The organism is Orrella sp. 11846 (genome assembly GCF_048820935.1).
Lineage (GTDB): Bacteria > Pseudomonadota > Gammaproteobacteria > Burkholderiales > Burkholderiaceae_B > Algicoccus.
Genome location: NZ_JBMERD010000001.1, coordinates 224,027 through 248,584 on the forward strand (window position 1 = coordinate 224,027; position 24,558 = coordinate 248,584).

The window sequence follows — 24,558 nt, forward strand, 5'->3', positions numbered from 1 at the left end:
AACAATGATCCGTTATCAGTACTTGGATTCCATTTCCCAGGACAGCACAATACCGTCGGGTCTGGGTTTCCACACGATGTGTTTGTTCATCGCACCCACTTCGCTCTGGAAGTACAGCGGCAGATACGCATAATCTTCTTCGATCGCGATGGCGTAGGCCTGACGGATCAAGTCATTGCGCTTGTCGCTGTCAAACGTATTGGATGCTTCGTTAATAATCGCATCGGCTTTGGGATTGCAATAACGAATAAAGTTCATCACGCCCAGACCTTTGCTCGCATCGGGGCAATGGAAAACACTCTTCCAAGTCGACAAGGATGCGGTGTTACCCCAACCCAGCAGATACATAGAGGAGTTGAACTTACGCAACACCGATGACAAATACACGGTCATTGGAACGGCTTCCACATCGACTTTAACATCGGCTTTTTTCAGGAAACCACCAATCGCCTGTGCAACCAGTGAATCGTACATATAACGGTCGTTAGGTGAATCAAAACGCACCGTCAAACCATCTTTGTAACCAGCTTTTTCGAGCAATTCCTTACTTTGTTTGGGATCATAAGGAATTGGTGCAACGTCTTTGTTGAAAGCGGCTGAGCTTGGTGGCAAGAACTGAGCAGAGACAGCCACCGCGCCGTCAAACAGCTTGGATGCGATCAGTTCACGGTCAATCCCCAAGCTAATGGCTTTACGCACGTTGGGGTCCATGAAGGGGTTTTTGTCTTTGACGTTGGTACCTGGTGAGACACCGTCGTGATAATCCAGCCCGAGATACATAATGCGACGACCCGGATCCATTTCAATCTTCAAGCTATCGTCACCACGAATTCGTTCAAAGTCTGAAGGTGCAATGCCTTCAGTGACTTGGGATTCACCCGAAATCAAAGAAGCTACACGGGTTGAGTTGTTTGGAATTTTTTGCAAACGAACGTGTTTAAAGTCAGGCTGATCACCCCAGAAACCTTCCCAAGCGGTCAGTTCCAAGTAATCGTCTGTTTGCCATTTCACGAATTTGTAAGGACCCGTGCCGATCGGGTTGGTCATGAATTTGTCACGACCCATTTCTTCGATCATTTTTTCTGGCATCACAACCACGTTGGTCAATGAAACCGGAAAGACAGGGTTAGGTACATCAAAGTTCACGAGCAATGTGTGATCATCAACTACTTCGTAGCCGGATACGCCCGAGACGTACACTTGCATTTGTGAAATGGGGTTTTTAAGCGTATCCATGATGGACAAGCCCACATCTTCAGCCGTCATGGGTGTGCCATCGTGGAATTTGACGCCTTCACGAATGGTCAGTTTCTACTGTTTTGGATTGATGTTTTCCCAGGCGGTGGCAATACGGGGACCGAGTGTGCCGTTATTGTCTAAGTGCACAATGGTGTCAAAGATATGACGCTGCCATGAATAGGCAACTGTCACAGAGCGAGAAACCGGATCCAGTGAGTCTGCGCCCCCTTGAAACGCCACAACCAGTGGTTGCTGCGCCGAATCACCGGGTGCAGCATTAGCATTCCACGCCATTCCCAAGCACGCCAGTGCAGAGCAAACAGCTGCCGCACGAATTTTAGGGACAAAGCGCGATGCAGATGTTTGTCTCTGGTGGTTAATTTCAAACCCCATAATGCTCTCCTTTTGGTTCAAATACAGGCTATTCAAGGTGCCAGTTGTTGAAAACTGACCGATAAACGATTCTGTAAACGTGGGTTTATAGCATGCTCACATTAACTGATAGTGACAACCCTACAACAGTCACTAAGATCAGTGCGGTGTACAAGCTATTTCTGAGTAAGCCTACACCCAAAAGTCAGTTAATTTAAGCTTCTCTGAAACGGCGAGACAAGAAAAAGGCAGATCGCGCAGATCTGCCAAAGAAAAAGTCATTTTCGATCATGCCTAGATTGGCATCGTGAATTTTTTAAAATCTAGAGAACATGCTGGATTTCTTGCTGCAAAATCACCACCACATCATAAAAAACCAACAAATTCTTGCTTATCATTCTTGTTTAAGCGCCATCCAAGTGGCCGTCGCCACAGCCAGCACAGTGCCGTCTTCATCCATTAAGGTGGATTTCAGAAAAGAAATCGTGCGCCCGCGCCGAACCACTTCACCACGACACTGCAGTCGCCCTGCCCGCACAGCTTTAACGTACTGGGTTTTCATTTCCAGTGTTGTGCCCGTGATCCCAAAACGTTTCAGCAAATGCCCCATGGAGATATCCATAACGGTTGCGATAATGCCACCGTGAACCGTACCTTGTGGATTAAACATGAACTCTTTCACATCGAAAGAAATCAGACAGGTCTCGTCCGGATACTCAAAAGACATCCCCAAAAACCGTGCCAGAAAGAAATTTTCGAACTCTGGTTTCTGGGTTTGCATGGCCAGTTCAAAGGCGGCGACGGTTTGCTGCTCATCCATCTAAAAGGCTCCTTCACACTCATCACAAAGGTAGTTGCGCACACAAACATCGCTTAAACTTAGAATTCATGTGCGCACTCGAGCCGTGAAGATAGCACGTTGTGCGGGTCAGCAACTGTTCACTGGAACTGATTCAGGCCCTTACTCAGCGAAGCCACCTTTTCAAACCCCGCCTGCTCCAGAATATTGGCAGCCAATGCTGAGCGTCGTCCTGAACGACAAACAGTGACAATTGGCTTGTCTTTCGGGATCTCGTCCAAACGATCGCGCAAGACATCCAACGCAATGTGCTGATCCACGAGTGTTGGGGCAATCGCGCAATCTTTGGCTTCATTCTCTAGACGCACATCGAGCACACGCACTTCACTGCGATGCTGCTCCAGCCAGATCGCATCAATCTCAGGCACACCGGCATAAGTGATTTGCACATCGCCCCAGTTCGGCACATGCGGCATGTGACCGTCTTGCGGCTCACCACTGCGCAAGTTCGCTGGGACTGCTTCATCAATCATTTTGGGGTGCGGCAAACGCATGGCCATCATGTATTGCACAAAGTCAGTTTCGTTGGCACCGGCTCCGACTCGGGCGTTATAGGCTTTTTCTTCACCAATCGTACTCATGGTGCGACCGTTGTAGTCGTGTGCGGGATAGACCTTGCATTGGTCAGGCAAAGTAAAGAGCTTTTCCGTGATGGACGCAAACAAACGGTGAGCACTACCCTGCTGAAAGTCACTCCGACCACAGCCCCGAATCAAGAGCGTGTCACCGGTAAAGACCATGGACCGATCTTCTGTCACAAAGCTCATACACCCATCGGTGTGACCAGGTGTGGAAAGTGCAGTTAACGTCACACCTTGCACACCAAACTTTTGTCCGTCTTCAAGGGGTAAATCCACGTGTTTGGCGTTAATCACCTTAGCTGACGCAATCTGACAACCTGTTTTCTCTTTTAACAACCAAGCGGCTGTAATGTGGTCGGCATGCGCGTGCGTATCGACAGCGAGCTTAAGGGTTAAATCTAGCTCACGCAGCAAGGCCAAATCACGGTTAGTCTGACCAAACACCGGATCAATCAGGATCGCTTCACGGCTTTTTTCATCGGCCAACAGATAGGTAAACGTCGAAGACGTCGTATCAAACAATTGTCTAAAAACCATCTCGAATCCTCTTCAAAGAAATTCTGCAGTTGTCTGCATGGCCAGCACGATTCAAGCCGTCTGACTTCGTAGAACATCAACTGGTTCACTCACTGTATAATATACTTAACTGTATATTGACAATGATTCATTTGCAACTGATACGCTAACATAGTCTTTTACTGAACACTGGAGTTTCTTTTGGAGCAAACACTTCGTCTGGGTCCGATCGCCATCTCATTTGAAGCCCTCATCTGGATGGTGTCCTTCTGGATCGCTTTCTGGTTATGTGTCCGAATTTCCAAACGGCACAATGTCGATCTGGGCCGAACTTTCAGTGTGTTGATGCTCATTGGGATCGTCAGTGCGCGCCTTGGCTTTGTCTTGCAAGCCCCTGTTCATTACGCGCAATCACCCCTTTCTATTTTTAATATCCGTGATGGCGGTTGGTCACCTTGGAGTGGCTTTATTGTTACTGGGATCTTCCTATCCATCTTAGCCATTCGGCATTCACCTAAGTTTCGGCCATTACTGGCTGGAACGCTTGCGGTACTGGTGGTTGGTCAAGGTGCCAGCTTTTTGTTGGATCAGAACAAACCATCGACTACTCCACTAGAAACAATGACCTTCGTTCATTTGGATGGCACACCGACCACACTGAATTTAGGCATAGGCAAAGCCACTGTGATTAATCTTTGGGCAAGCTGGTGTCCGCCTTGCGTGCGTGAAATGCCGGCATTGGAACAAGCACAAAATGATTTTCCGGATGTCGAGTTCGTGTTTCTCAATCAGGGAGAGAACCCTGCACAAATCACAAACTTTTTAAATCATCACAATTTGCAACTCGATCACCTGATTGTCGACCCTCGTTCAGCCAGCTCTCAGCAATATTCGGGAGGCTTATTGCCGACCACGCTCTTTATTGATGCGCAAGGTCAGATTCAATCCATCCGAATGGGTGAACTGTCTTTAGCGAGTCTTGCCCAGCGTTTGCGTGACCTAGTATCCAAATAGACACAAGTTTCGAGTCTTGGACTTCTTCCGAAAAAGCAGGCGAATAACAAACAACAAACAGACAAAAGCAAAACAAACAGGAAGAAAAAAGTAAGCACAAAAAAGCTCGCCAGCTTTGTAACCTCTCGGTACAAAACTGGCGAGCTTAGCAGAACTAACGGTTTAATCGAGTCTTAGAGAAACCCGATCCATCCATTTAGTCCTGACGTTCTGTGACTTCCAGCAGATGGTAGCCAAACTGGGTTTTAACAGGTCCCTGGACCACACCAACGGGGGCGCTAAAGACCACTGTGTCAAACTCAGGAACCATCACACCGCGTCCGAAGCTACCCAGATCACCGCCATCACGGCCAGATGGGCAGCGTGAGTGGGCTTTGGCGACATCGGCAAAATCCGCACCGTTCTCAATCTCGGTTTTCAGTTGATTGCACTGTTCTTCAGTTTCAACCAGAATGTGGCGTGCACTTGCTTGTGTCATGTTTACTCAACCTTTTTATTGCAATAAAAATCACAGTGTACCTGAGTGAGCCTAGACATTCAGCCAGCCCAAGCACTCATCCCAAAAACTCATTCAGATGCTATTTCCTCACGGTCTTCTCGTGACGTGCGAATTAAGCGCAATCCGTTAAACACCACCAACAAGCTTGCTCCCATGTCGGCAAAGACCGCCATCCACATCGTGGCTTGATCCATCAGCGCCAGCACAAAGAATACGGCTTTGATGCCCAATGCCAACGCAATGTTTTGCCAGAGAACTCGATGCACTCGGTGCGACAATTTGACGGTGCGCACGATACGGCGCAAGTCATCATTCATAATGACAACGTCAGCTGCTTCCACAGCAATGTCACTGCCAGCTTGCCCCATCGCAAAACCAATATCGGCACTAGCAAGCGCCGGCGAGTCGTTAATCCCGTCTCCCACCATGCCGACGGTCACGCCATTTTGAACAAACTCTTCAATCACTTTGAGCTTATCGACAGGTAATAAATCAGCTCGAACATCTTCAATGCCCACTTGCGCAGCAATGTGTGCAGCGGTCAAGGCATTGTCACCCGTGAGCATAACCACTTGAATCCCTTGCTCGCGCAGCTGGGCAATGGCTTGTTTCGAGGTTTCTCGTACGGTGTCAGCGACTGCAAACGCGCCAAGAATCACTTCTTCAGTCGCCAAAACGGTCACGGTATAACCTTGACGCTCTAAAGATGCCAGTGACTGATCAATCTGTTCGGTGCACAACCCAAAACCATGGATCCAGCGATGACTGCCCATTCGATAGAAAGTCGATTCGATTCGACCCTGAACACCCAGGCCAGCTAAGGCCTCAAACTGATCGATTTCTAGATCTACAACTCCATTGAGTAAAGCGGGTTCTATCGACTGAATGCCGCGTGCCATCGCTTGAGAAACGGGGTGATCCGAGCGACTGGCTAACGCATGCGCCCAAATATGCACTTGTGTAGCCGTATAGGTTGGCGCAAAAACCAGATGCTCAACAAGCTCTGGTTCACCTCGTGTAATTGTGCCGGTTTTATCTAAGGCAAGCCATTGCAAACGGCGGGCTAATTCAAGATAGGCCCCACCTTTGATGAGGACACCTAGACGTGCAGCGGTCGTCAACCCACTCACAATCGTCACGGGCGTGGAAATGACCAACGCACAAGGACATCCGATCACCAATAAAACCAGACCTTTATACAGACTGTTTAACCAATCGGCCCCCAGAAACAACGGGCTTCCAATGGCAACCACAATCGCCAATAAAAACACCAATGGTGTATAGACAGCTGCAAACCGATCCACAAAGCGTTGGATTGGTGCCTTGGTGGCTTGTGCTTGTTCAACCACATGAATGATGTTGGCAAGTACGGTGTCATCGGCTTGCGCCTGCACGATATATTCGAGCTCTGCTTGCTGATTCACCGTCCCAGCAAACACCTTGTCGCCAGGGCTTTTTTCAACGGGAACACTCTCGCCAGTAATGGCTGATTGATCGGCTGAGCTATGTCCTTTAAGGATTTCCCCATCAAACGCAAACCGCTCACCAGGACGTACGCGCACAATGGCATTCACTGCAACTTGTTGAACAGGCGTTTCGACCCACACGCCTTGTGAGTTTTGAATCTGCGCTGTAACAGGTGCCAAATCGAGTAAACTTTTCACGGCATTACGTGCGCGAGAAATGGCACGTGCTTCGATCAATTCAGCAATGCTATAGAGCGCCATAACCATGGCGGCTTCAGGCCAGTCGCCGATCAGAAACGCCCCGATCACAGCCACCGTCATGAGGGCATTGATATTGAGCCGAAATTCGCGTAGTGCTTGCCAACCTTTTTTGAGCACAGAAAAACCAGACAAACCGATAGCCACCGCAGCCAACCCCATGCCCGCTAGCGTCCAAGGTTTGCTTTCAGGCGCCAAGATCAGGTGAATCAGTTCTGCACTCAACGCCACAACCAATGCCACAACCAACTGAATCGTCATACGACGCTGATAGCGCGCACTTTGTGCCAGAGCCGCCGTATCAACCAATTGACGCGACTCAAAACCCGCCCCTTGAATCCGAGATTGCACATCAGCCCAGACCGATTCGGGTGCGTCGACTGCAATCAGACGTGCACTCAGATCAAACTGCAAACGACGGATCTCAGTCACATCGTTTAACACCTTACGGATTTCACTTTCTTCAATCGGGCAGTCCATGGCTGGCACATGTAGCACCAAACCCTCTAGTCGGCTTGCCTCAAGTGTGGCTTGGCCTGGAGTTTCGTGGTCATGACCGCACGTATGCCCATGATGGTGATGATCGTGTCCGTGTTCAGAATGCCCATGATCATGCCCACAAGCAGAACTTGTCGTTGAAGTCTGGAGATGTTGATCGTTGTGGGCAGTCATTACTGGCTTCCTCTTGATGGCTTTCTTGCAGATAACACGGATGAGTCCGCGTGGTTATGAACCATTTAAAACCCTGTAGTCGCTACAATGTCAAGCAATCACGGATTGTCAGGAGGCTTACATGCGAATCGGAGAATTGGCCAAACGTTCAGACACGGCAACTGAAACCATTCGTTTCTACGAAAAAGAAAACCTTTTACCCGCGCCTGCCCGCAGTCCCAATAACTATCGTGTCTATGATGAAGCACATCTAGAACGCCTACTCTTTATCCGACATGGCCGCAAACTCGGTATGTCACTTGGCGAGTTGCGAGTGTTATTGCGCTATCGAGATACCGATTTAGAAGGTTGCGAGCAAGTCAATCAGTTATTGGACCAGCAAGTTGAGCAAGTCAGTCAGCGTATCGAAGAGCTCATTGCCCTTAAAACAGAGCTTTTAGATATACGGCAGCGTTGTCGCACGCCTGGGAAAGCGACGCAATGCGGGATTTTGTGTGAACTCTCACGTCAAGCAGCCTCTTTGGCTCAGGTAAGCACCCCTACTGTTGCGCAAAGTGAATAGGCTATCGAATCGATAGCTAAATGCAAATAGCAACCACTCTCACTATATGTCACAATAGAATCACGAATCGAGAACAGTGCGTCTCTCGTCAGCGACAGGAGATCATGATGAAAAGCGTAGAAAAAAGAGTCCGTAAGCATCCGGTGAGATTTGCGTTAGGCTTATTGGTGAATTTGATTGGTCTTGTGGGCATCTGGTCACTTTTAGTGCGGGCATAACGACAAGTTATACCCCCAGAGACTCCCCTGCACCCAATAGAGTCAATACACCCAGAATCGCAAAGATTGCCGCCGCAATCCGGTGGACCAGTGTGACTGGGATGGCCCCGGCCATGCGCTTCCCGATGAGAACGGCTGGTACGTTGGCAATCAGCATACCTAAGGTGGTGGCGAGCACGACAGTTACAAACGCATCGTAACGAGCTGCAAGCGCCACCGTGGCAATCTGTGTCTTATCCCCCATCTCTGCCAGAAAAAAGGCAATGAATGTCGTCATAAACACGCCGTATTTGGCGGCCGTGCCAGTCTCGTCGTCATCAAGCTTGTCCGGAATCAAGGTCCAAATTGCCATCAGTAAAAAAGATACACCCAGAATCCAACGTAAGATTTCTGGGCTTAGAATGGCGCTCAACCACGTGCCTGCAGCACCGGCAAATCCATGATTGAGTAAAGTGGCCACCAGAATACCCAGAATAATGGCACCTAAACGACGAAACTTGGCTGCTAGCACAAACGCTAAAAGTTGAGTTTTATCGCCGATTTCGGCCAATGCCACCACACCGGTGGAAATTAAAAATGCTTCCATGAGAAACTGACACAACCCCGCTCACAAATTAGCAATTCGTGTCAGAACGGGGAATCACACGAGCCACTTATTTTTTGGATCGCATTGTACGGCAACTGGAATTTGGTCGATCGATATCAAGACGACCTCAGTGGTTAATGTCTTACAAAATAGCAAATCGAGTAAGCTTGGCCTAGTATGGATGGCGATTCTTTTTTTGACGCCAAGCTTCAAACGCAGCCAAGCCCATCTCATACCCAAAGCCAGCAATCATCTCTAAGCGCCGCAATTCGGGTGCATGCGCAAAATCCTCATACTGAAACGCATCGTCAAATCCAATCTCGCGGGCATCTTCCACATTCGCCGCAAAATACACGCGATCAATTCGTGCCCAATAAATCGCACTTAAGCACATTGGGCACGGCGCAGCACTGGAATACAGCTCACAGCCTTTAAGCATTCTGGCACGGGCAGGCGCTGTATCTTCATCACCCGCTTGACGTGCAATTAACTCCAATGTGGTACCACTTAATTGATTCGGGTTGAGCTCTGGCTTGGGATTAATGCGCTGGCAGGCATCGATGATAGCCATGATTTCTGCATGGAACACAGGGATACCCGTTAAAAGCACTCTGTTTTGTCCACGGCCGATGATCTGTCCATCCTTCACAATCACTGCACCAAATGGGCCGCCTAGCCCTCGCTCAACGGATTCCGTTGCCAAACGACACGCTTCTTGCATGAAACCCAAACGTTGCGCACCGAGGTCAATGCTTTGACCGATTTCAGAAGATGCTGCTTCTTTACCGTTTTCATGTGGGCAAGGGCAATCTGATTTGGAGTGTGAATGACTCATGGTTTTCCCATAGATCGGGGTTAATGGACATTTTTGCGTAAAGTTCGTGCAAACTTCTATGTAGCAAGTTAGATGGTTTAAATCCTAAGCCAAGTCTGCTAGATTGTCAGTAAGATTGTTCACAGCCTCTGTGCGTTTAGTAAACTGACTGGTCTGTTTAGTTTGGAGATTTCATGCGTATTCCCCCACTCAAAGAACGATTCGCGGTTTTTTGGAGCATATTGGGACTGGCGGTCATCACTATCGTGCTGGCACTCGTGTTTGGCAGCGGTTGGTGGTATGCCGCATTCATCTTCATTGCGTTGTCTTTGCTCGGTCTCTATGATCTTGCGCAACAGCGTCATGCGGTACGACGCAACTACCCAATTATTGGCAATTTGCGTTACTTTTTTGAGTCTATCCGACCTGAGTTGCGCCAATACTTCTTTGAAGACGACAGTACGGATACACCCTTTTCTCGAGACAAACGTTCACTCGCCTATCAGCGCGCTAAGCAGCAGCTCGATCAGCGGGCTTTTGGGACTAAGCAAGACGTCTACAGTGAGCGCTATGAATGGATTAACCATTCTATGCAACCCGTTGATGTCACGGACACCAACTTTAGAATTCAAATAGGTGGTCGGGATTGCACACAACCCTTCGATCTGTCGGTTTTAAATATTTCAGCCATGAGTTTTGGGGCATTGTCAGCCAATGCTGTGATGGCCTTAAATGCTGGGGCACACATTGGCGGCTTTGCTCATGACACGGGTGAAGGCGGGATCAGCCGTTATCACCTGAAAAATGGCGGTGACCTCATCTGGAACATTGGTTCTGGTTACTTTGGCTGTCGCGACAAGCAAGGCAACTTCTCAGATGAAAACTTTGTGGCCAATGCAACACGCCCCGAAGTCAAAATGATCGAGCTCAAGATTTCACAAGGTGCCAAACCCGGGCAAGGCGGTATTTTGCCGGGCAGTAAAGTCACCACTGAAATTGCGGCTGCACGAGGCGTTCCGATTGGACAAGACTGTCTCTCACCCAGTAAACATACGGCATTTAGCACACCGGTTGAGCTTTTAGAGTTTATTGCTCGCTTACGTAAGCTCTCGGGTGGCAAGCCGGTCGGCTTCAAGATGTGTATTGGACACCCCTGGGAATGGTTTGCCATTGCCAAAGCCATGCTGAAAACGGGTATCAAACCAGACTTTATTGTGGTCGACGGCGCTGAAGGCGGTACTGGTGCTGCACCAGCCGAATTGATGGATCATGTGGGCACTCCATTGCGTGAAGCAGTGCGTTTGGTTCACAACACCTTGGTCGGCCTGAATTTGCGCGATGAAATCAAAATCGGTGCATCTGGCAAAATTGTTACGGCTTTTGATATGGCGCGCATCATGGCCTTGGGTGCAGACTGGTGTAACAGCGCACGTGCCTTTATGTTTGCCGTGGGCTGTATTCAGGCACAGGTCTGTCATACCGGCAACTGTCCAACCGGGGTCACCACCCAGGACAAAGATCGCCAAAAAGCACTGGTCGTCTCTGACAAAGCACCTCGAGTGGCTAACTTCCATCGCAACACCTTGTCAGCATTGGGTGAACTCATCGGATCCGCTGGGCTTTACCACCCTGCGGATCTGAAGATTCATCACATTGCGACCCGCACCTCACCCAATCATGTGACGCTCTATTCCACCCTCTTCCCAGACATGGCGCCGGGTCAATTGTTGCGCAATGAATTGCCAACTCGTGTCTTTCGTTTAGGTTGGCCCATGGCCAGTCCGGATAGTTTTGAGCCAACAGGTAACTTGGCTGCTCGGTTGGCAGAAATGCAAAAAGAGAATCCTGAAAAAATGGAAGCTCCGGACGCTGTGGCAATGTTTTAAGCAATCACAAAAGAAAACGACAATCAGTTCTAGGTAGTACCAAATCGGATGAGGTTTAAGTACCTCATCCGCCTGTTCAAAAAAGTACATGGTCGTGCGCTGCTATCAATTAGCGGACAAACAACAATTTATACGGCAGCACCACGCCTTAATAAACACATTTTAATCAAAAAGAGTTACTACTCTTGCCAAAACTTCGTCAAGTATTGACGTTGAAACAGTTTCAATCATTCGTCCATTGCGGTCTTTCAGATCTAAGGTACGAGGCTGATCGCAGCGTATTACGCCAGTTGTTTTTGTTCCAGACAATGGCACAGAAAATCGTATTTTTCGCACGAAACTGCCTCTGTTCGTGATTGGTACGATAACTGGTAAACCTGTAGCCTGATTAAACCTGTCAGGGGAAACGATTAATACTGGCCTGTGCCACGTTGCTCACGGCCTTTACTTGGTTCTAGGTTAACTACATAGATTTCACCGCGTTTTATCATATAAATTCGCCACCAACAGCTGGGGAATCAATCCACTCCCGATCATCTGCTGATTGCGGTTTTGTATAGTCAGATTCCGCTAATAGTTCTGCCATTGTGTAGCGCGGTCGCAATGAAGTCTCAACGACAAGACATCCATTTTCAACAGTCAAACCAACTTTAGAACCTGCTGTTAATTGCAAAACATCAAGCAACACTGGGGGAACAGTTAGCATAATTGAGCCACCTACTGTTAATGGCCATTGACACCTACTTTACGTAAATTTGTTGTGTACATAGACCCCTCCGTGAGTTACATCTAAATGTAACTCACTAAGATCTATTTCAAAAGAAAGTCTTAATAGAATTTTCTGATAACCACAATCCGTTAAGACTACCTATACATGGTATTCCTTACGCCATGAATTGATCCTACTTTCAAGTTAGGCTTCACGCTGACTTAGGTAAAAGTGTGCTACCGAGTTGAGGGAACATCATATGGCTTTCGAGATCGGTATCTACACTATGCCTACAAACAAGAAGTGGACTATTTGGTGTGTTGAATATCAAAACCAAATAAAAAAGCAGCGTAAGCTGCCCCCAAACCTCATGAATGCATATTAATCAGATTGATTCATGTGCTGACCTACCCAAGATCAGCACAACACTCATCTATTCGACTAGAGCGTAAGCCCCTGTCTCATCGTGTGTTTCACGACCTGTGAGCGGTGGATTGAACACGCACACCATACGCATATGGGTGCCTTTATTGGCACGCAGAAAATGACGGTCATGGTCATTTAGGATGTAAAGCGTGCCAGGGGTAATTGGATGCACCTTGCCAGTGGCAACATCTTCAATCTCACCCTCACCTTCAATGCAATAGACTGATTCGAAGTGATTAGCATACGCCAACTCAAGTTCAGCGCCTTCTTTAATGATGGTGTCATTGATTGAATATCCGACACCCGCATCCCGAAAACTTAAACGGCGACTGTTCCAACCTTCAGCATCCACATCGGCATCAGTACCGATGACATCATTAAGATGAACCACAATCATAAATAACTTCCTTTCATCAAACTTTGAACAATTTATAACGACTCATGAGGATTGACATCGACTCATGAGTCGCGATGAGGGTGCACGAGGGTACTTTACGCAGCCGCTGCCGTTTCAGCCGCTAAGACAACACTCAGCGATTCTGAAATTACATTCAATCCGTGCTGCAAATCTTGCAGTTCGATCGTGAGGCTAGGCAGTAACTTCAGAACATGGCCATCAATCCCGGCTGTCTCAATAATCAAGCCGCGCTCAAAACATGCGGCTGACACTTTGGCAGCGAGTTCGTGATCTTCAAACTCAACGCCCCAAATCAGACCGCGGCCTCGAACAACTGCTTTGACCCCTTGGGATTCAATCATTTCTTGAAGCGAGGACTGCACGTGTTCTGCTTTCAAACGCACACTATCTTCAAGCTCACTGTTTAACCAATAATCCAGGGCAGCGCTAGCTGTCACAAAGGCTGGGCAGTGGCCACGGAATGTGCCGTTATGCTCACCGGGCTCCCAGACGTCCAGTTCTGGGCGCATCAGCACCAGCGCCATCGGTAATCCATAACCGGACAGTGATTTCGACAAAGTCACAATGTCAGGCACGATACCGGCGTCTTCAAAGCTAAAGAAAGCACCCGTGCGTCCACAACCCACTTGAATGTCATCCACGATCAATAAAATGCCGTGTTTGCGAGTGACTTCACGCAATCTTTGCAACCATTCATTTGTAGCCACATTCACGCCACCTTCGGCTTGAACGGTTTCAACAATCACCGCCGCAGGGGCAGAAATACCGCTACCATCGTCTTCCAGCATGGCTTCCAGGTATGACAAGCTATCGGTTTCATCACCCAAATAACCTTCAAATGGAACAGCCGCTGTGTTTGTTAAAGGTACACCAGCGCCGGCACGTTTGTGGCTATTGCCGGTGACTGCCAAAGCACCGAGCGTCATGCCGTGAAAAGCATTTGTAAAGTTCACCACGGTCTGACGACCTGTGACCTTGCGAGCCAGTTTCAGTGCGGATTCCACCGCATTGGTACCGGTTGGCCCAGGGAACTGGAGTTTGTAATCTAGACCACGGGGCTTCAGAATAATCTCCTGAAAACGACGGATAAATTGCTCTTTGGCTTCACTGTACATATCCAGTGTGTGCGTAATGCCATCGCCCAATAAGTAGCGCACCAACGGTTGCTTCATATGTTCAGGGTTGTGCCCGTAATTCAGCACCCCAGCGCCGGCAAAAAAGTCGAGGTAACGCTCACCTTCCGTATCGGTCATCCACGCACCTTTGGCACTGGAAAACACCGCCGGAAAATCACGGCAGTAGCCTCGTACTTCAGATTCATATTGTTCAAAAATATTCATTTCAGTCTCCATGTATAAAGTCGCCCGAACCCGGCATACCGTCCACAAGCACAGGGCATGTGGTCCGCACGACAAAGTCAGGCACTTAACAGTGCTGTAATAACGCGTGATTTAAAGGTCCAATGCGATACAAAGGTTCGGGTGCGTTTCCTGGCGCCAACAATGACGCGGTAAAGTGCTCACGAACTTCGCAAGGACAGTGATGTTTCTGTGCAAAACGACGAAACAAGCGATCTGAGGCTGGATTGTCCACCGCCACAGTGGCGGTCAGCCAACGCACAGACTGATTGGCAGGTTGATTGAGCCAGTGCCGCAACAACTCACTGGCAACGCCCTGACCTCGCCAGTCAGGATGCACACCAATTTGCCAACAAAATGCCGTGGCAGGTTCAGTCGGAGGGTGATAGCCGATCACCACACCAACCACCTCGTCGTCAAATTCGGCGATTAGACAAGTCTGTGCGAAATCACTACAAAAAATGAGGTAGAAATAGGCTGTGTTGGCCTCGAGCGTGCCACTGTCTTGGACAAGTTGCCAGACAGCCAAACTATCTTGTGGCGTTGTATTGCGATAGCGTAACTTGGGCTTGATTTGATCTCGATACTTGGTATCTGCTTCACTCATGCTTGGTTGTTATCCCCGATACTGTCAGACTTCTGATGAAGTAACTGACAACATCTGACCGGTTTCAATAAAATCGGTCTTTATCCCGCTTGCGGGTTGCGTCATCCGACAATGACGTTGTACTCAACACAACGAAAAAACATGCTTCGTTGCAACTCGGTTATGTCAAAACACGCCACGTTAAGCGCGTTCTTTGTTGACGGTTTTTAGGATAACCATAGTTTTATACACAGAACAAATCATGTATTCTATTGTGATCACAAGTCATCTTTTTTGTGATCACAAGTCATCTTTTTTGTGATCACTATATTTTATTTCTAAACGACTTCATCAATTCAAAGTCCTTGTTTAACAAGAGTTTTTAGTATGCGAAAAGCCACTGTTTCCACCACTCCCCGCAAAACACCTAACCGCACGACGGTGGCAGACGACGTGTATGCCAAACTACGTGAGCAACTCATCACGGGCACTCGACAACCGGGAGAAAAACTGACTTTGCGCGCTTTAGCCGAGGAATTCAAAACCAGTGTACAACCCGTACGCGAAGCGGTTCGAAGACTTAATGCGCAAGGTGGACTATTCATCCATCCGAACCGTACCATCAGCGTCTCAGCACCCAATCACGACCAGTTTGAAGAGTTGCTTCAGATTCGTGCGGTTTTAGAAGGATTAGCCTGTGAAAACGCGGTACGCCACATGAGGGATTCTGACATTCAGAGAATTCGCCAATTAGGCCAACGTTTTGAGCGAGAAGCCGTTCACATGCGCCCTAACCCTCTGGTTTTGGCTCGATTAAACCGAGAGTTACACTTTGCGATTTATCGCATCAGCCGCATGCCGCAGCTCATTAAACTCATTGAGAACATTTGGATTCAAACCTCGCCCACGCTCACCCTGGCCATTCGTCATACCGCACAGGCAATGACCATGCGCGACGCTTTAAAAGCCAGAAAGCGATTGATTGAAGCGATTGCACAAAAAAATCCGAGCAAAGCTCGTCAAGCGATGGTTGCCACTATTAATGAAAGTGCTGAATTGATTCAACGCTCGGGGATTTTGTGGCAATTCGATGCAATTGTGCCCAGCCCTCAGAATTCAACTGAGACGATCTCGCGGCAGCATCGAATTTAAGCCTCAGGTATCCCGATTGCGGTTTTCAGAATTGATTGATGCGTAGGTGCTTTGATAGTTAGGCTGAATCATTTGCACCGATTGACGCAATTCTGTTGGTGAGTAATCAAACATCTTGCGAAACGCCGCACTGAAGTTACTCATGTGCGGATAGCCACAGCGTCGTCCAATTTCCCCAAGTGATTGCGTGCTTTGCTCAATCATTTCGTGCGCCATCAACAAGCGTTGCTCTCGCATAAACTGCGCGGCCGGCATCCCCGTTTGTTTCATCAGGTGATTGCTGATGGTTTTATCACTAACACCAAAAACTTCAGCCAACTCTTTAAGCGTTAAGCGATCTTTGGCTCGCCTGCGTACATAATCGCGGATTTCAGATAAAGCTGGTGTCAATGTCCCTTGCCGTTGTGCACAAGATGTCTCCACATCCATTCGGCCATCCAGAAAATGCTGAACAAGCAAACTGATGAATTCTAGACAGCGGCCATGCGCCTGCATTTTACGCAAAGAAAACGGGATTGAAACATCCAAATCGCAACGGAAATTCTGAGTCACTGACTGACCCAGATGATGCGTTTTATCGGGGCTGGAGATGATGACTTCAAATAATGCCTGTGTGAGTTCTGTACCGATCAAAGTGGACATCGCAGACTGGCTGATCACCATATGAACCGAATCGGTTGTGATGCCTGTATCGACGGACACCAGAAAATGCGAGTGACTGGCTGTATTGAGATAGACTCTGTTTTCATCGAGCACATAATCGCGGCCGTTAATAAAATCATGGCGAATCGCTCGACCATTTAACACACCGTGAACCTTCAAAACTGGTTCATTAAAGACCTCATGGGCTTGGCTGTATTTTTCTGTACGCCCGCCTTGCGGGTTGGATTCCAGACGCAAACGGGAATGGTAGAAGAAAATACTATCTGAGAAACCCATGCTGCAAAAGCCAGCCTCACCCTGACGCAGCGGGTATTGATGCCACTCGACATCTTGGGCCAGATAACCGTCAAAGCTTAAAATTGTGACAGGTTCATCACACGGCACAAGAACCTCAATAAATAACGATTTGTACGGCGTTTGCATTTTACTCCTGCATAAATTCTTGTGTCAGTCATCCTCAAGGACTATCATTGTTTAGCAGCGATGTGTCTTCTAAATAAGTCCTCTAAAAAGCTTGCCAAATTCTACCTGATTGATCGTTGAATCTCTAAAAACAAGCCTCGATACCTTGCAAGCCATTGGTTTTCGTAAGGGATCGAATTGTCAATTTTTCTAAGTAGCAACAATCAATTTCTAAAAACCAACATCTATAAAACAATTCTTAGGAATACTCTGCCAACACCATGAGTCTCAATGAATTCGGTGTGTAAAGACAAAACGCCGTTTCGTTTATAACCTAGACATCAAATCGCTTGGATAAATTCTCAACAATCAACGCCGCTTATATCGGAGCATTGAAGTGCGGGCAAGGTGCGTATCGAATCCAACATTCCATTTATCAACAAAAACTTTCTAAAACACAGTACTATTTAAAGAATTTTTAAGTATAGCCGTTATCTCTCATTTACTCACAAAACACACCTGCAGTGTAACCGTGAAAAATCCTAACCAAATGATTTCTAACACAAATCACTCACTCATAAGCAAGTTACTTAAATCTTAAGTCCTCACGGGCTACGCATGCAAACATGCCGGAATTTTCGTTTAGCATTTTCTATTTTCTGATTTCAATGACTATTAAAAAATAATTTAGGAAAATTTTTAACGTGTTTTTGACATACAAATTCATCCAAAAAACACACAAATGTGATTTTTACGTCATTCAAAAAAATCTACCCTCGCCGACCGATACAATTCACTGCAAACCTGTCTGAAGCATAGACTACATTGCCTGGTCAGACGCCGCATCCCACACATTACATTCATCGACACACTCACCACGATGTCATTAAACACCGAGCGACTTCGCATTGTCAGCCTGATTGGAATTGCCCAAATCATTGCCAGTGCTTCAACCCAGTACATGCCTGCCGTCATTGCCAAACCTGGAGCTGCAGAGCTGGGGCTGGCAGCCACTACGTTTTTTGTGGGGGTGTCCGTAGCACTGATTGTCTCGGCCATAGCGGGGCCTTCTATTGGGCGCTTAGTCGATCGCATCGGTGGACGCCCTGTTCTGATGCTCTCCAACATCATCTACGCCATCAGCATGGTGCTTTTGTCGATGGCTCAAGACACTTTCTCGATTCTTGCGGCGTATGCGATTTTAGGGGTTGCCACAGCCGGAGGACAGTTTGAAGTGGCGTTTGCGACGCTAGTGAACCTCTTTGGACGAAACTCTCGCAACCCAATTACGGGGGTCACACTTTTTGCGGGATTTGCGAGCTTCATTGGTTGGAATATCTCCATTCAAATCCTTGAGCTCTGGGGTTGGCAAGGCGTCTGTTTATTCTGGGCTGCGATCCAACTGTGTGTTGCCTTACCCCTGAATTACTTTATACCTCTCAAATTAGAAACAGCACAGAGTTCAGATCAGGCTACTGACGCCACTAAAACACGTCCGAGCACACTCACCGAAGCCCAATCCGAACAACAAAGTCGGCGTAAAGCCCGTCGGCGCGAGCAATCAGGTCGTCAACAAGCCTTTTTGCTGGCTTACGTGTTTGCAGCTAATGCCTTTGTCGGCATGGGTCTGATGATGCATTTACCTGAATTACTACAATTGTTTGGCATTGGGGTAGCCCTCTCTTTTGTCATTGGCTCACTCGTAGGTCCTGCACAAGTTCTAGGACGTTTGGTTGATTTCTTCATCATGAAGCGCTGGCATCCAATTGTCGGGACACGATTTGCTGCGGCGACACATCCAGTGGGTGCGTTATTGATGCTCATCTTGGGTGCGCCGGTGGCCAGTCTTTTTGTTATCTTACATGGCATGGGTAACGGTGTGCTGATTATGTCTCGTGGTACCCTGCCTCTGGCGCTTTTTGGGCCGCTGGGCTATGGGCGCATGCAAGGCTGGCTCATGTTACCGGCCAAGCTTGCTCAAGCCTGTGCGCCTTTTTTGTTTGGCATGGCCATGGAGTATTGGGGAACCGGTACCTTGTGGATGACAGGCTTTCTAGGACTCAGTGTATTCGTGGGTCTGTATATGATCAGAACGTCAGACAGCACCCCATAAATGCGACTAAACGCCAGTCAGGCGTAAAATAAGATCGTGATAATCTTAGAGTCAGAAAACTTCTTGCTTGTGTCAAACGAGAAACAAGCTCAGTCGCTCTGAGATTTCAACAACCAAAATTGATCCATTTTTGAAGCATCAGGATTTACACATGAAAAAATTACGCTATCTAATCTACGGTCTGCTCGCGGTCATTGCGTTGGTCGTGATTGGCGCGACTGTTTTTGTCTATACCTTCGACCCGAATCAATACAAAGGCGACATTGAACGTTTGGTCAAAGAACATACCGGTCGCACATTGACGATTGCCGGTGACATCGAAATGTCGATCTATCCGCAATTGGGTGTCCAAACCGGTGCCTTGTCTCTGAGCGAAGCCGATGACAGCCAAACCTTTGTTAGTGTGAATTCTGCCAGTGTGTCTGTCGCACTGATGCCTATACTCAAACGTGAAATCCTCGTTGACGGTGTCGTACTCGATGGTCTGAACGCTCGAATCGTGCGAAATAAAGATGGACAATTCAACTTTGACGATCTGTTCCAAAAAGCCAGCTCGGTCGAAGAAAGTGATGTTCAAGACACGGTCAAACTCGCCTCAAAAGAAGGTGACGCAACTGATGTTCAGTTTGATGTGGCTGCTATTCACATCAGTCATGCCACATTAACTTACGATGATGAACAGAGTGGTGAGCAACTGAGCCTGCAAGATTTCAACTTGTCGACCGATCAAATTGCCATGCAAGCGCAAGGTGATCTGAAGTTGAGTAGCCGTATTATTTCAATTGCCAATGCGCTTGATCTGAATGTCGCCTTGCAAGCTCAATACAAGCTCGATTTATCCGATAAAGCACTTGCTTTATCGGATCTGGATCTCAGTATTGACGGCAAAGCATCCACACTAAATGCACTCAAAGCCAGTCTCAAAGGTGATTTGTCTGCAGATCTGAGTACACAAGCCTTCACGATGGATGCATGGACCATCACCGCCTCAGAAAAGAATCTCTTTAACGCGAGCGTACGAGGCAACCGTTTGCAATATCAGGCTGACCTGCTGCAGGTCTCAGAGATCAGTGCACAAGCCAGCCTAGATCAAAAAGACCAAAAGCTTGGTATCGATCTCAAGATCCCCAACATCACTGGGCAACCTGATCATCTCAAAATTCCATCGCTCACAGCCACCGCAAAGATCGACATGGCCGACGTACTTGAAAAAGCGGTCAGCGTCGCTCTGCAGGGCAATCTTGATGTCAATTTGGGCAAATCCAGCTTGCAAGGTGCACTCAAAGCGAACGTGGATGACACCAATCTAAACGCGACATTCTCGATGCCATCCTTGAGCCCTGCAGCCTACCAGTTTGATGTCAAAGTCGACCAGATCGATGTCGATCGCTATTTGGCTGCTAAACCCACCGCTAAAGGTGACGCTAGCAAAGCCAGTGGCGAGTCCAAAGCGTCTAGCAGTCAGCCGGTTGCGGGTAACGCAGGCGCACCCATTGATGTGTCTTTCTTAAAAGGGCTCAACCTCCAAGGCAAAGTTGCCGTCGGTTCGCTTAAAGCACAAGGCTTTACAGCCACTGACATTAAAACCGACATTAAAGGTGAGAAAGGCGTTTTACGCGTCGGTCCGCATTCCGCACAAATCAGTGGTGGTGCGCTCCAAGGTGATCTGAGCATCAATGCCAACAACAATCAGTTTCAGGTGAAAGAGGCCTTAAATCGCATCTCTGTGGCGCAACTCTTAAAAGATCTAGGACAAGAATCACGTCTAGAAGGTCAAGCCGATGTGAATCTGAATGTCACAGCTCAGGGTAAGGACGCCCGAGCGCTAATCGCTAGCCTTTCCGGAACGGGTGGACTCAAAATGTCCGAAGGTGCAATTCGCGGTGTCGACATCGCCCGTTTGCTGCGCAGCATCCAAAGCATCATTACCAGCGGCAAGTTACCCACCTTCTCACCAGACGATAAAACCGTTTTTAGTGAGTTATCTGCCAGCCTGAATATTCAGAAAGGTGTGGTGAGTAATCAAGACTTACTACTCAAAGCGCCTTTGTTTCGAGTACAAGGTCAAGGTAACGTCAACCTCAACAACGAAGTCATCGATTACGAAGCTTTATTGGCCATTGTTGAAACTAGTCAAGGTCAAGGTGGACCTGAACTCGAAGTCTTGCGAGGTGTGACCGTCCCTGTCAAGCTGACTGGCACGCTGAGTGATCCAGGCTATCGCATTGACATTGCGTCACTAGCCGCACAAATCGCCAAATCCCGTGCAGGTGATCGCATCCAGAAAGAAGTGGAAAAAGCGATTGGCCCCGAGGCCGCTGAAAAAGTTGAAAAACTGCTCACGCCCGGTGTAACCGATAAACTCAAAGGACTGTTTGGACGTAAAGACGCTTCGGACGATAAATGACCACTGTGAGGATTGATCCAAACGGAGAATCCTCACCCACACGATTCAAGAGCCTGTGATCTGGATGTTTGATTAACACATCCGATTCAGGCTCTTTTTTATGAGTGAGAAGCACTGATTTTTATGCTGATAACTTTTACCTATCGATTGCATAAATAAATTAAACTTCCAATCTCAATAGATATTACCTAAAATAGAATTCGACAACTTGGTAAACAAAGCAACAAGCCAAGTTTGTAGAAAATGATTTATTTGATGTTACGTGAACTGGAGAACCAAACTATGTCATTGATCAACACACAAGTACAACCTTTCAAAGCCCAAGCTTTTAAAGCAGGTAGCGACTTTATCGAAGTCACTGAGAAAGATATGTTAGGCAAATGGTCGGTCGTCATTTTTATGCCCGCCGCATTTACCTTTAACTGCCCAACCGAAGTCGAAGACGCTGCTGAGCACTACGCAGAATTTGAAAAACTGGGTGCTGAAGTTTACATCGTCACAACCGATACACACTTCTCACATAAAGTGTGGCACGAAACTTCAGATGCCGTGGGCAAAGCAAGATTCCCACTGGTCGGTGACCCCACGCACCACCTGACACGTGCGTTTGATGTGCACATCGAAGAAGAAGGCTTGGCCCTGCGCGGTACCTTCATCATTAACCCCGAAGGTATCATCAAAACCATGGAAATCCATGACAACAGCATCGCACGTGATGTGAAAGAAACCCTGCGCAAGCTCAAAGCTGCTCAATACGTGGCTGCACACCCCAACGAGGTGTGCCCTGCGAAATGGAACGAAGGCGCCAAGACCATCACACCGTCTCTGGACCTGGTTGGCAAGATCTAAACACTAAACAGCCAGCCAATGCCTGGGTGACAGCCTCTCATGTGATGGGGCGTCACCCCCACCCGACTGACCTGTTGACCCCATTTTGCGACACAAGGAATATTCATTATGCTAGACGACACCCTCAAGACACAATTAAAAGCCCACTTGGAACTGGTTCGTGAACCTTTCGAAATCATTGCCACACTGGGTGACGATGACAACTCCAAAGAAATGTTGGCTCTGTTAAAGGATGTCGACAATCTGAGTGACAAAATCACCTTGCGCACAGATGGCCAAGCCAGTCGGACCCCCTCTTTTCAACTCACACAACCTGGTGCAAACACCGGTGTGGAATTCGCAGCTATCCCCATGGGACATGAATTCACATCGCTCGTGTTGGCCCTCCTTTGGGTGGGTGGCCATCCAGCCAAACTGGATGCCGATCTGATCGAACAGATCAAAGATTTAGACGGTGACTACAATTTTGAAGTCTACATGTCACTGAGTTGCAACAACTGCCCTGATGTGGTGCAGGCGCTCACCATCATGTCCGTCATTAATCCCAAAATCCGTGTCGTCACCATTGATGGTGCATTGTTCCAAGACGAAATCAACGAGCGGGAAATCATGGCTGTGCCCACGATGTACCTGAACGGTGAAGTCTTTGGTGCAGGCCGCATGGATGTGGCAGAAATTGTGGGCAAACTTGACGTCAATTCTGCCGAACGCGATGCCAAAAAACTAAACGAACGCGATCCGTTTGAAGTGCTGATTATCGGTGGTGGACCCGCCGGTGCAGCAGCCGGTGTGTACGCCGCTCGTAAAGGCATCCGTACAGGTATTGCCGCAGAACGCTTTGGTGGTCAAGTTAATGACACTCTCGCCATCGAGAACTACGTGTCCATTCTCGCCACAGAAGGCCCAAAATTCGTTCAAGCCATGAAAGCGCACGTGGATGAATACGAAGTTGACGTGATGAACCTGCAAACTGCAGATAAACTCATCCCCGCACAAAACCCTGGTGACTTAATCGAAGTACACATGACCAATGGCGGTGTTTTGAAGTCCCGCACAGTCATTTTGTCAACGGGTGCACGCTGGCGCAAACTGAACGTGCCAGGTGAAGAGGAATACCAGAACAAAGGGGTTGCCTATTGCCCGCACTGTGACGGCCCTTTGTTTAAAGGCAAGCGTGTCGCGGTCATTGGTGGCGGTAACTCCGGTGTTGAAGCGGCCATCGATCTGGCGGGTATCGTGGGCCACGTCACTGTGATTGAGTTTGCGCAAGACCTGTGCGCGGATGCCGTGCTCATTAAAAAGCTCAAAAGCATGCCCAACGTCGAGATCATCACCAATGCGGCAACCACAGAATTTATCGGCAAGGATGGCAAATTAGCCGCCCTGCACTACAAAGATCGTGCAACCGATGAAATTCATGACGTCGCCGTGGAAGGTGCTTTCATTCAGATTGGACTGGTTCCCAATACCGAATGGCTCAAAGGCACAGTCGAACTGAGTAAATACGGTGAAATTGTGGTCAACGACCGTGGTGCAACCAACGTCCCCGGTGTTTTTGCAGCCGGTGATGCCACAACAACACCTTATAAACAGATCATCATCGCAGCCGGTGACGGTGCCACTGCTGCATTGAGCGCTTTTGATTATCTGATTCGTACACCCGCACCAGAAACGATCTGATTGATCAGCTTATCTTTAATTCAAAAACACTTGGGCGAACAGACAGACTGTTCGCCCAACCACCAAACCCCAAAAGCCTTTAGGTGGATCCCTTAGAGGCTTCTTTGACCGGCACATTCGTGTATCGGTCTTTTTTTTGAGATCAGCATGTAGAATCACAGTAGCCATACTAAAAACAGAACCCGAATTCACCACAAGCTCTATTCACATGGTTCAGGACGCACAACCGCAAGCATCCTCATCAGGCTGAGAC

22 protein-coding genes are annotated in these 24,558 nt (G+C 48.1%); 8 read left to right on the plus strand and 14 right to left on the minus strand.

Features of this window, described 5'->3' with window-relative positions; genetic code table 11:
* Nucleotides 1-15: 15 nt before the first annotated feature.
* From ACOI06_RS01050 to ACOI06_RS01065, 4 genes are all read right to left on the minus strand, one after another.
* Complete coding sequence (locus tag ACOI06_RS01050; protein ID WP_420660726.1) at nt 16-1,308, minus strand: ABC transporter substrate-binding protein; 1,293 nt, start codon at nt 1,306-1,308, stop codon at nt 16-18.
* Between the two features lie 3 nt (nt 1,309-1,311).
* Nucleotides 1,312-1,632: a hypothetical protein gene (locus tag ACOI06_RS01055; RefSeq protein ID WP_420660586.1), complete on the minus strand. Its 321-nt coding sequence runs from the start codon at nt 1,630-1,632 to the stop codon at nt 1,312-1,314.
* Nucleotides 1,633-2,005: 373 nt separating this feature from the next.
* Complete coding sequence (locus ACOI06_RS01060) at nt 2,006-2,431, minus strand: PaaI family thioesterase (protein ID WP_420660587.1); 426 nt, start codon at nt 2,429-2,431, stop codon at nt 2,006-2,008.
* A gap of 119 nt (nt 2,432-2,550) precedes the next feature.
* Nucleotides 2,551-3,588 carry an MBL fold metallo-hydrolase gene (locus ACOI06_RS01065; protein ID WP_420660588.1) on the minus strand — a complete coding sequence of 346 codons (1,038 nt, stop codon included), beginning with the start codon at nt 3,586-3,588 and terminating at the stop codon, nt 2,551-2,553.
* A gap of 180 nt (nt 3,589-3,768) precedes the next feature.
* Between ACOI06_RS01065 and ACOI06_RS01070 the strand changes: the two genes are divergently transcribed.
* Nucleotides 3,769-4,581: a prolipoprotein diacylglyceryl transferase family protein gene (locus tag ACOI06_RS01070; protein WP_420660589.1), complete on the plus strand. Its 813-nt coding sequence runs from the start codon at nt 3,769-3,771 to the stop codon at nt 4,579-4,581.
* A gap of 196 nt (nt 4,582-4,777) precedes the next feature.
* Here the strand turns inward: ACOI06_RS01070 and ACOI06_RS01075 are convergent, their stop codons facing one another.
* Nucleotides 4,778-5,059 carry a peptidylprolyl isomerase gene (locus tag ACOI06_RS01075; RefSeq protein WP_420660590.1) on the minus strand — a complete coding sequence of 94 codons (282 nt, stop codon included), beginning with the start codon at nt 5,057-5,059 and terminating at the stop codon, nt 4,778-4,780.
* Nucleotides 5,060-5,148: 89 nt separating this feature from the next.
* Nucleotides 5,149-7,476: a heavy metal translocating P-type ATPase gene (locus ACOI06_RS01080; protein ID WP_420660591.1), complete on the minus strand. Its 2,328-nt coding sequence runs from the start codon at nt 7,474-7,476 to the stop codon at nt 5,149-5,151.
* A 121-nt stretch (nt 7,477-7,597) separates the two neighbouring features.
* Between ACOI06_RS01080 and cadR the strand changes: the two genes are divergently transcribed.
* A complete protein-coding gene (gene cadR / locus ACOI06_RS01085) occupies nt 7,598-8,038 on the plus strand; it encodes a Cd(II)/Pb(II)-responsive transcriptional regulator (protein ID WP_420660592.1) in 441 nt (146 codons plus the stop codon).
* Between the two features lie 225 nt (nt 8,039-8,263).
* On the opposite strand, the gene ACOI06_RS01090 is transcribed toward cadR, so the two are convergent.
* Nucleotides 8,264-8,842, minus strand: a complete 579-nt coding sequence (locus tag ACOI06_RS01090; protein ID WP_420660593.1) for a TMEM165/GDT1 family protein — start codon at nt 8,840-8,842, stop codon at nt 8,264-8,266.
* Between the two features lie 172 nt (nt 8,843-9,014).
* Nucleotides 9,015-9,677 (minus strand): nucleoside deaminase, encoded by a 663-nt coding sequence (locus ACOI06_RS01095; protein WP_420660594.1) that lies wholly within the window; start codon nt 9,675-9,677, stop codon nt 9,015-9,017.
* A 173-nt stretch (nt 9,678-9,850) separates the two neighbouring features.
* On the opposite strand from ACOI06_RS01095, the gene ACOI06_RS01100 reads away from it, so the two are divergent.
* The gene (locus ACOI06_RS01100) at nt 9,851-11,542 is read left to right on the plus strand and encodes an FMN-binding glutamate synthase family protein (protein ID WP_420660595.1); all 1,692 of its coding nucleotides are present in this window, start codon (nt 9,851-9,853) and stop codon (nt 11,540-11,542) included.
* 162 nt (nt 11,543-11,704) lie between these two features.
* On the opposite strand, the gene ACOI06_RS01105 is transcribed toward ACOI06_RS01100, so the two are convergent.
* The 5 genes from ACOI06_RS01105 to ectA form a co-directional block, all read right to left on the minus strand.
* Nucleotides 11,705-11,953, minus strand: a complete 249-nt coding sequence (locus ACOI06_RS01105) for a type II toxin-antitoxin system PemK/MazF family toxin (protein WP_420660727.1) — start codon at nt 11,951-11,953, stop codon at nt 11,705-11,707.
* 76 nt (nt 11,954-12,029) lie between these two features.
* Nucleotides 12,030-12,248, minus strand: coding sequence for an antitoxin (locus ACOI06_RS01110; RefSeq protein ID WP_420660596.1), 219 nt, complete (start codon nt 12,246-12,248; stop codon nt 12,030-12,032).
* Nucleotides 12,249-12,684: 436 nt separating this feature from the next.
* Nucleotides 12,685-13,074, minus strand: a complete 390-nt coding sequence (locus ACOI06_RS01115) for an ectoine synthase (RefSeq protein WP_420660597.1) — start codon at nt 13,072-13,074, stop codon at nt 12,685-12,687.
* A 95-nt stretch (nt 13,075-13,169) separates the two neighbouring features.
* Nucleotides 13,170-14,435: a diaminobutyrate--2-oxoglutarate transaminase gene (ectB, locus tag ACOI06_RS01120; protein ID WP_420660598.1), complete on the minus strand. Its 1,266-nt coding sequence runs from the start codon at nt 14,433-14,435 to the stop codon at nt 13,170-13,172.
* Between the two features lie 85 nt (nt 14,436-14,520).
* Nucleotides 14,521-15,060 (minus strand): diaminobutyrate acetyltransferase, encoded by a 540-nt coding sequence (ectA, locus tag ACOI06_RS01125; protein WP_420660599.1) that lies wholly within the window; start codon nt 15,058-15,060, stop codon nt 14,521-14,523.
* A 366-nt stretch (nt 15,061-15,426) separates the two neighbouring features.
* Between ectA and ACOI06_RS01130 the strand changes: the two genes are divergently transcribed.
* Nucleotides 15,427-16,191 (plus strand): GntR family transcriptional regulator, encoded by a 765-nt coding sequence (locus ACOI06_RS01130; RefSeq protein WP_420660600.1) that lies wholly within the window; start codon nt 15,427-15,429, stop codon nt 16,189-16,191.
* A 3-nt stretch (nt 16,192-16,194) separates the two neighbouring features.
* On the opposite strand, the gene ACOI06_RS01135 is transcribed toward ACOI06_RS01130, so the two are convergent.
* Complete coding sequence (locus ACOI06_RS01135; RefSeq protein WP_420660601.1) at nt 16,195-17,277, minus strand: helix-turn-helix domain-containing protein; 1,083 nt, start codon at nt 17,275-17,277, stop codon at nt 16,195-16,197.
* Between the two features lie 859 nt (nt 17,278-18,136).
* On the opposite strand from ACOI06_RS01135, the gene ACOI06_RS01140 reads away from it, so the two are divergent.
* The 4 genes from ACOI06_RS01140 to ahpF all read left to right on the plus strand — a co-directional run bounded on the left by ACOI06_RS01140 (nt 18,137) and on the right by ahpF (nt 24,305).
* Nucleotides 18,137-19,369 carry an MFS transporter gene (locus tag ACOI06_RS01140; RefSeq protein WP_420660602.1) on the plus strand — a complete coding sequence of 411 codons (1,233 nt, stop codon included), beginning with the start codon at nt 18,137-18,139 and terminating at the stop codon, nt 19,367-19,369.
* Nucleotides 19,370-19,520: 151 nt separating this feature from the next.
* Nucleotides 19,521-21,776 carry an AsmA family protein gene (locus ACOI06_RS01145; protein ID WP_420660603.1) on the plus strand — a complete coding sequence of 752 codons (2,256 nt, stop codon included), beginning with the start codon at nt 19,521-19,523 and terminating at the stop codon, nt 21,774-21,776.
* Between the two features lie 282 nt (nt 21,777-22,058).
* A complete protein-coding gene (gene ahpC, locus ACOI06_RS01150) occupies nt 22,059-22,625 on the plus strand; it encodes an alkyl hydroperoxide reductase subunit C (protein WP_420660604.1) in 567 nt (188 codons plus the stop codon).
* Nucleotides 22,626-22,733: 108 nt separating this feature from the next.
* Entirely contained in the window at nt 22,734-24,305 is a 1,572-nt protein-coding gene (ahpF, locus tag ACOI06_RS01155) for an alkyl hydroperoxide reductase subunit F (RefSeq protein WP_420660605.1), read from the plus strand.
* Nucleotides 24,306-24,558: the final 253 nt, after the last annotated feature.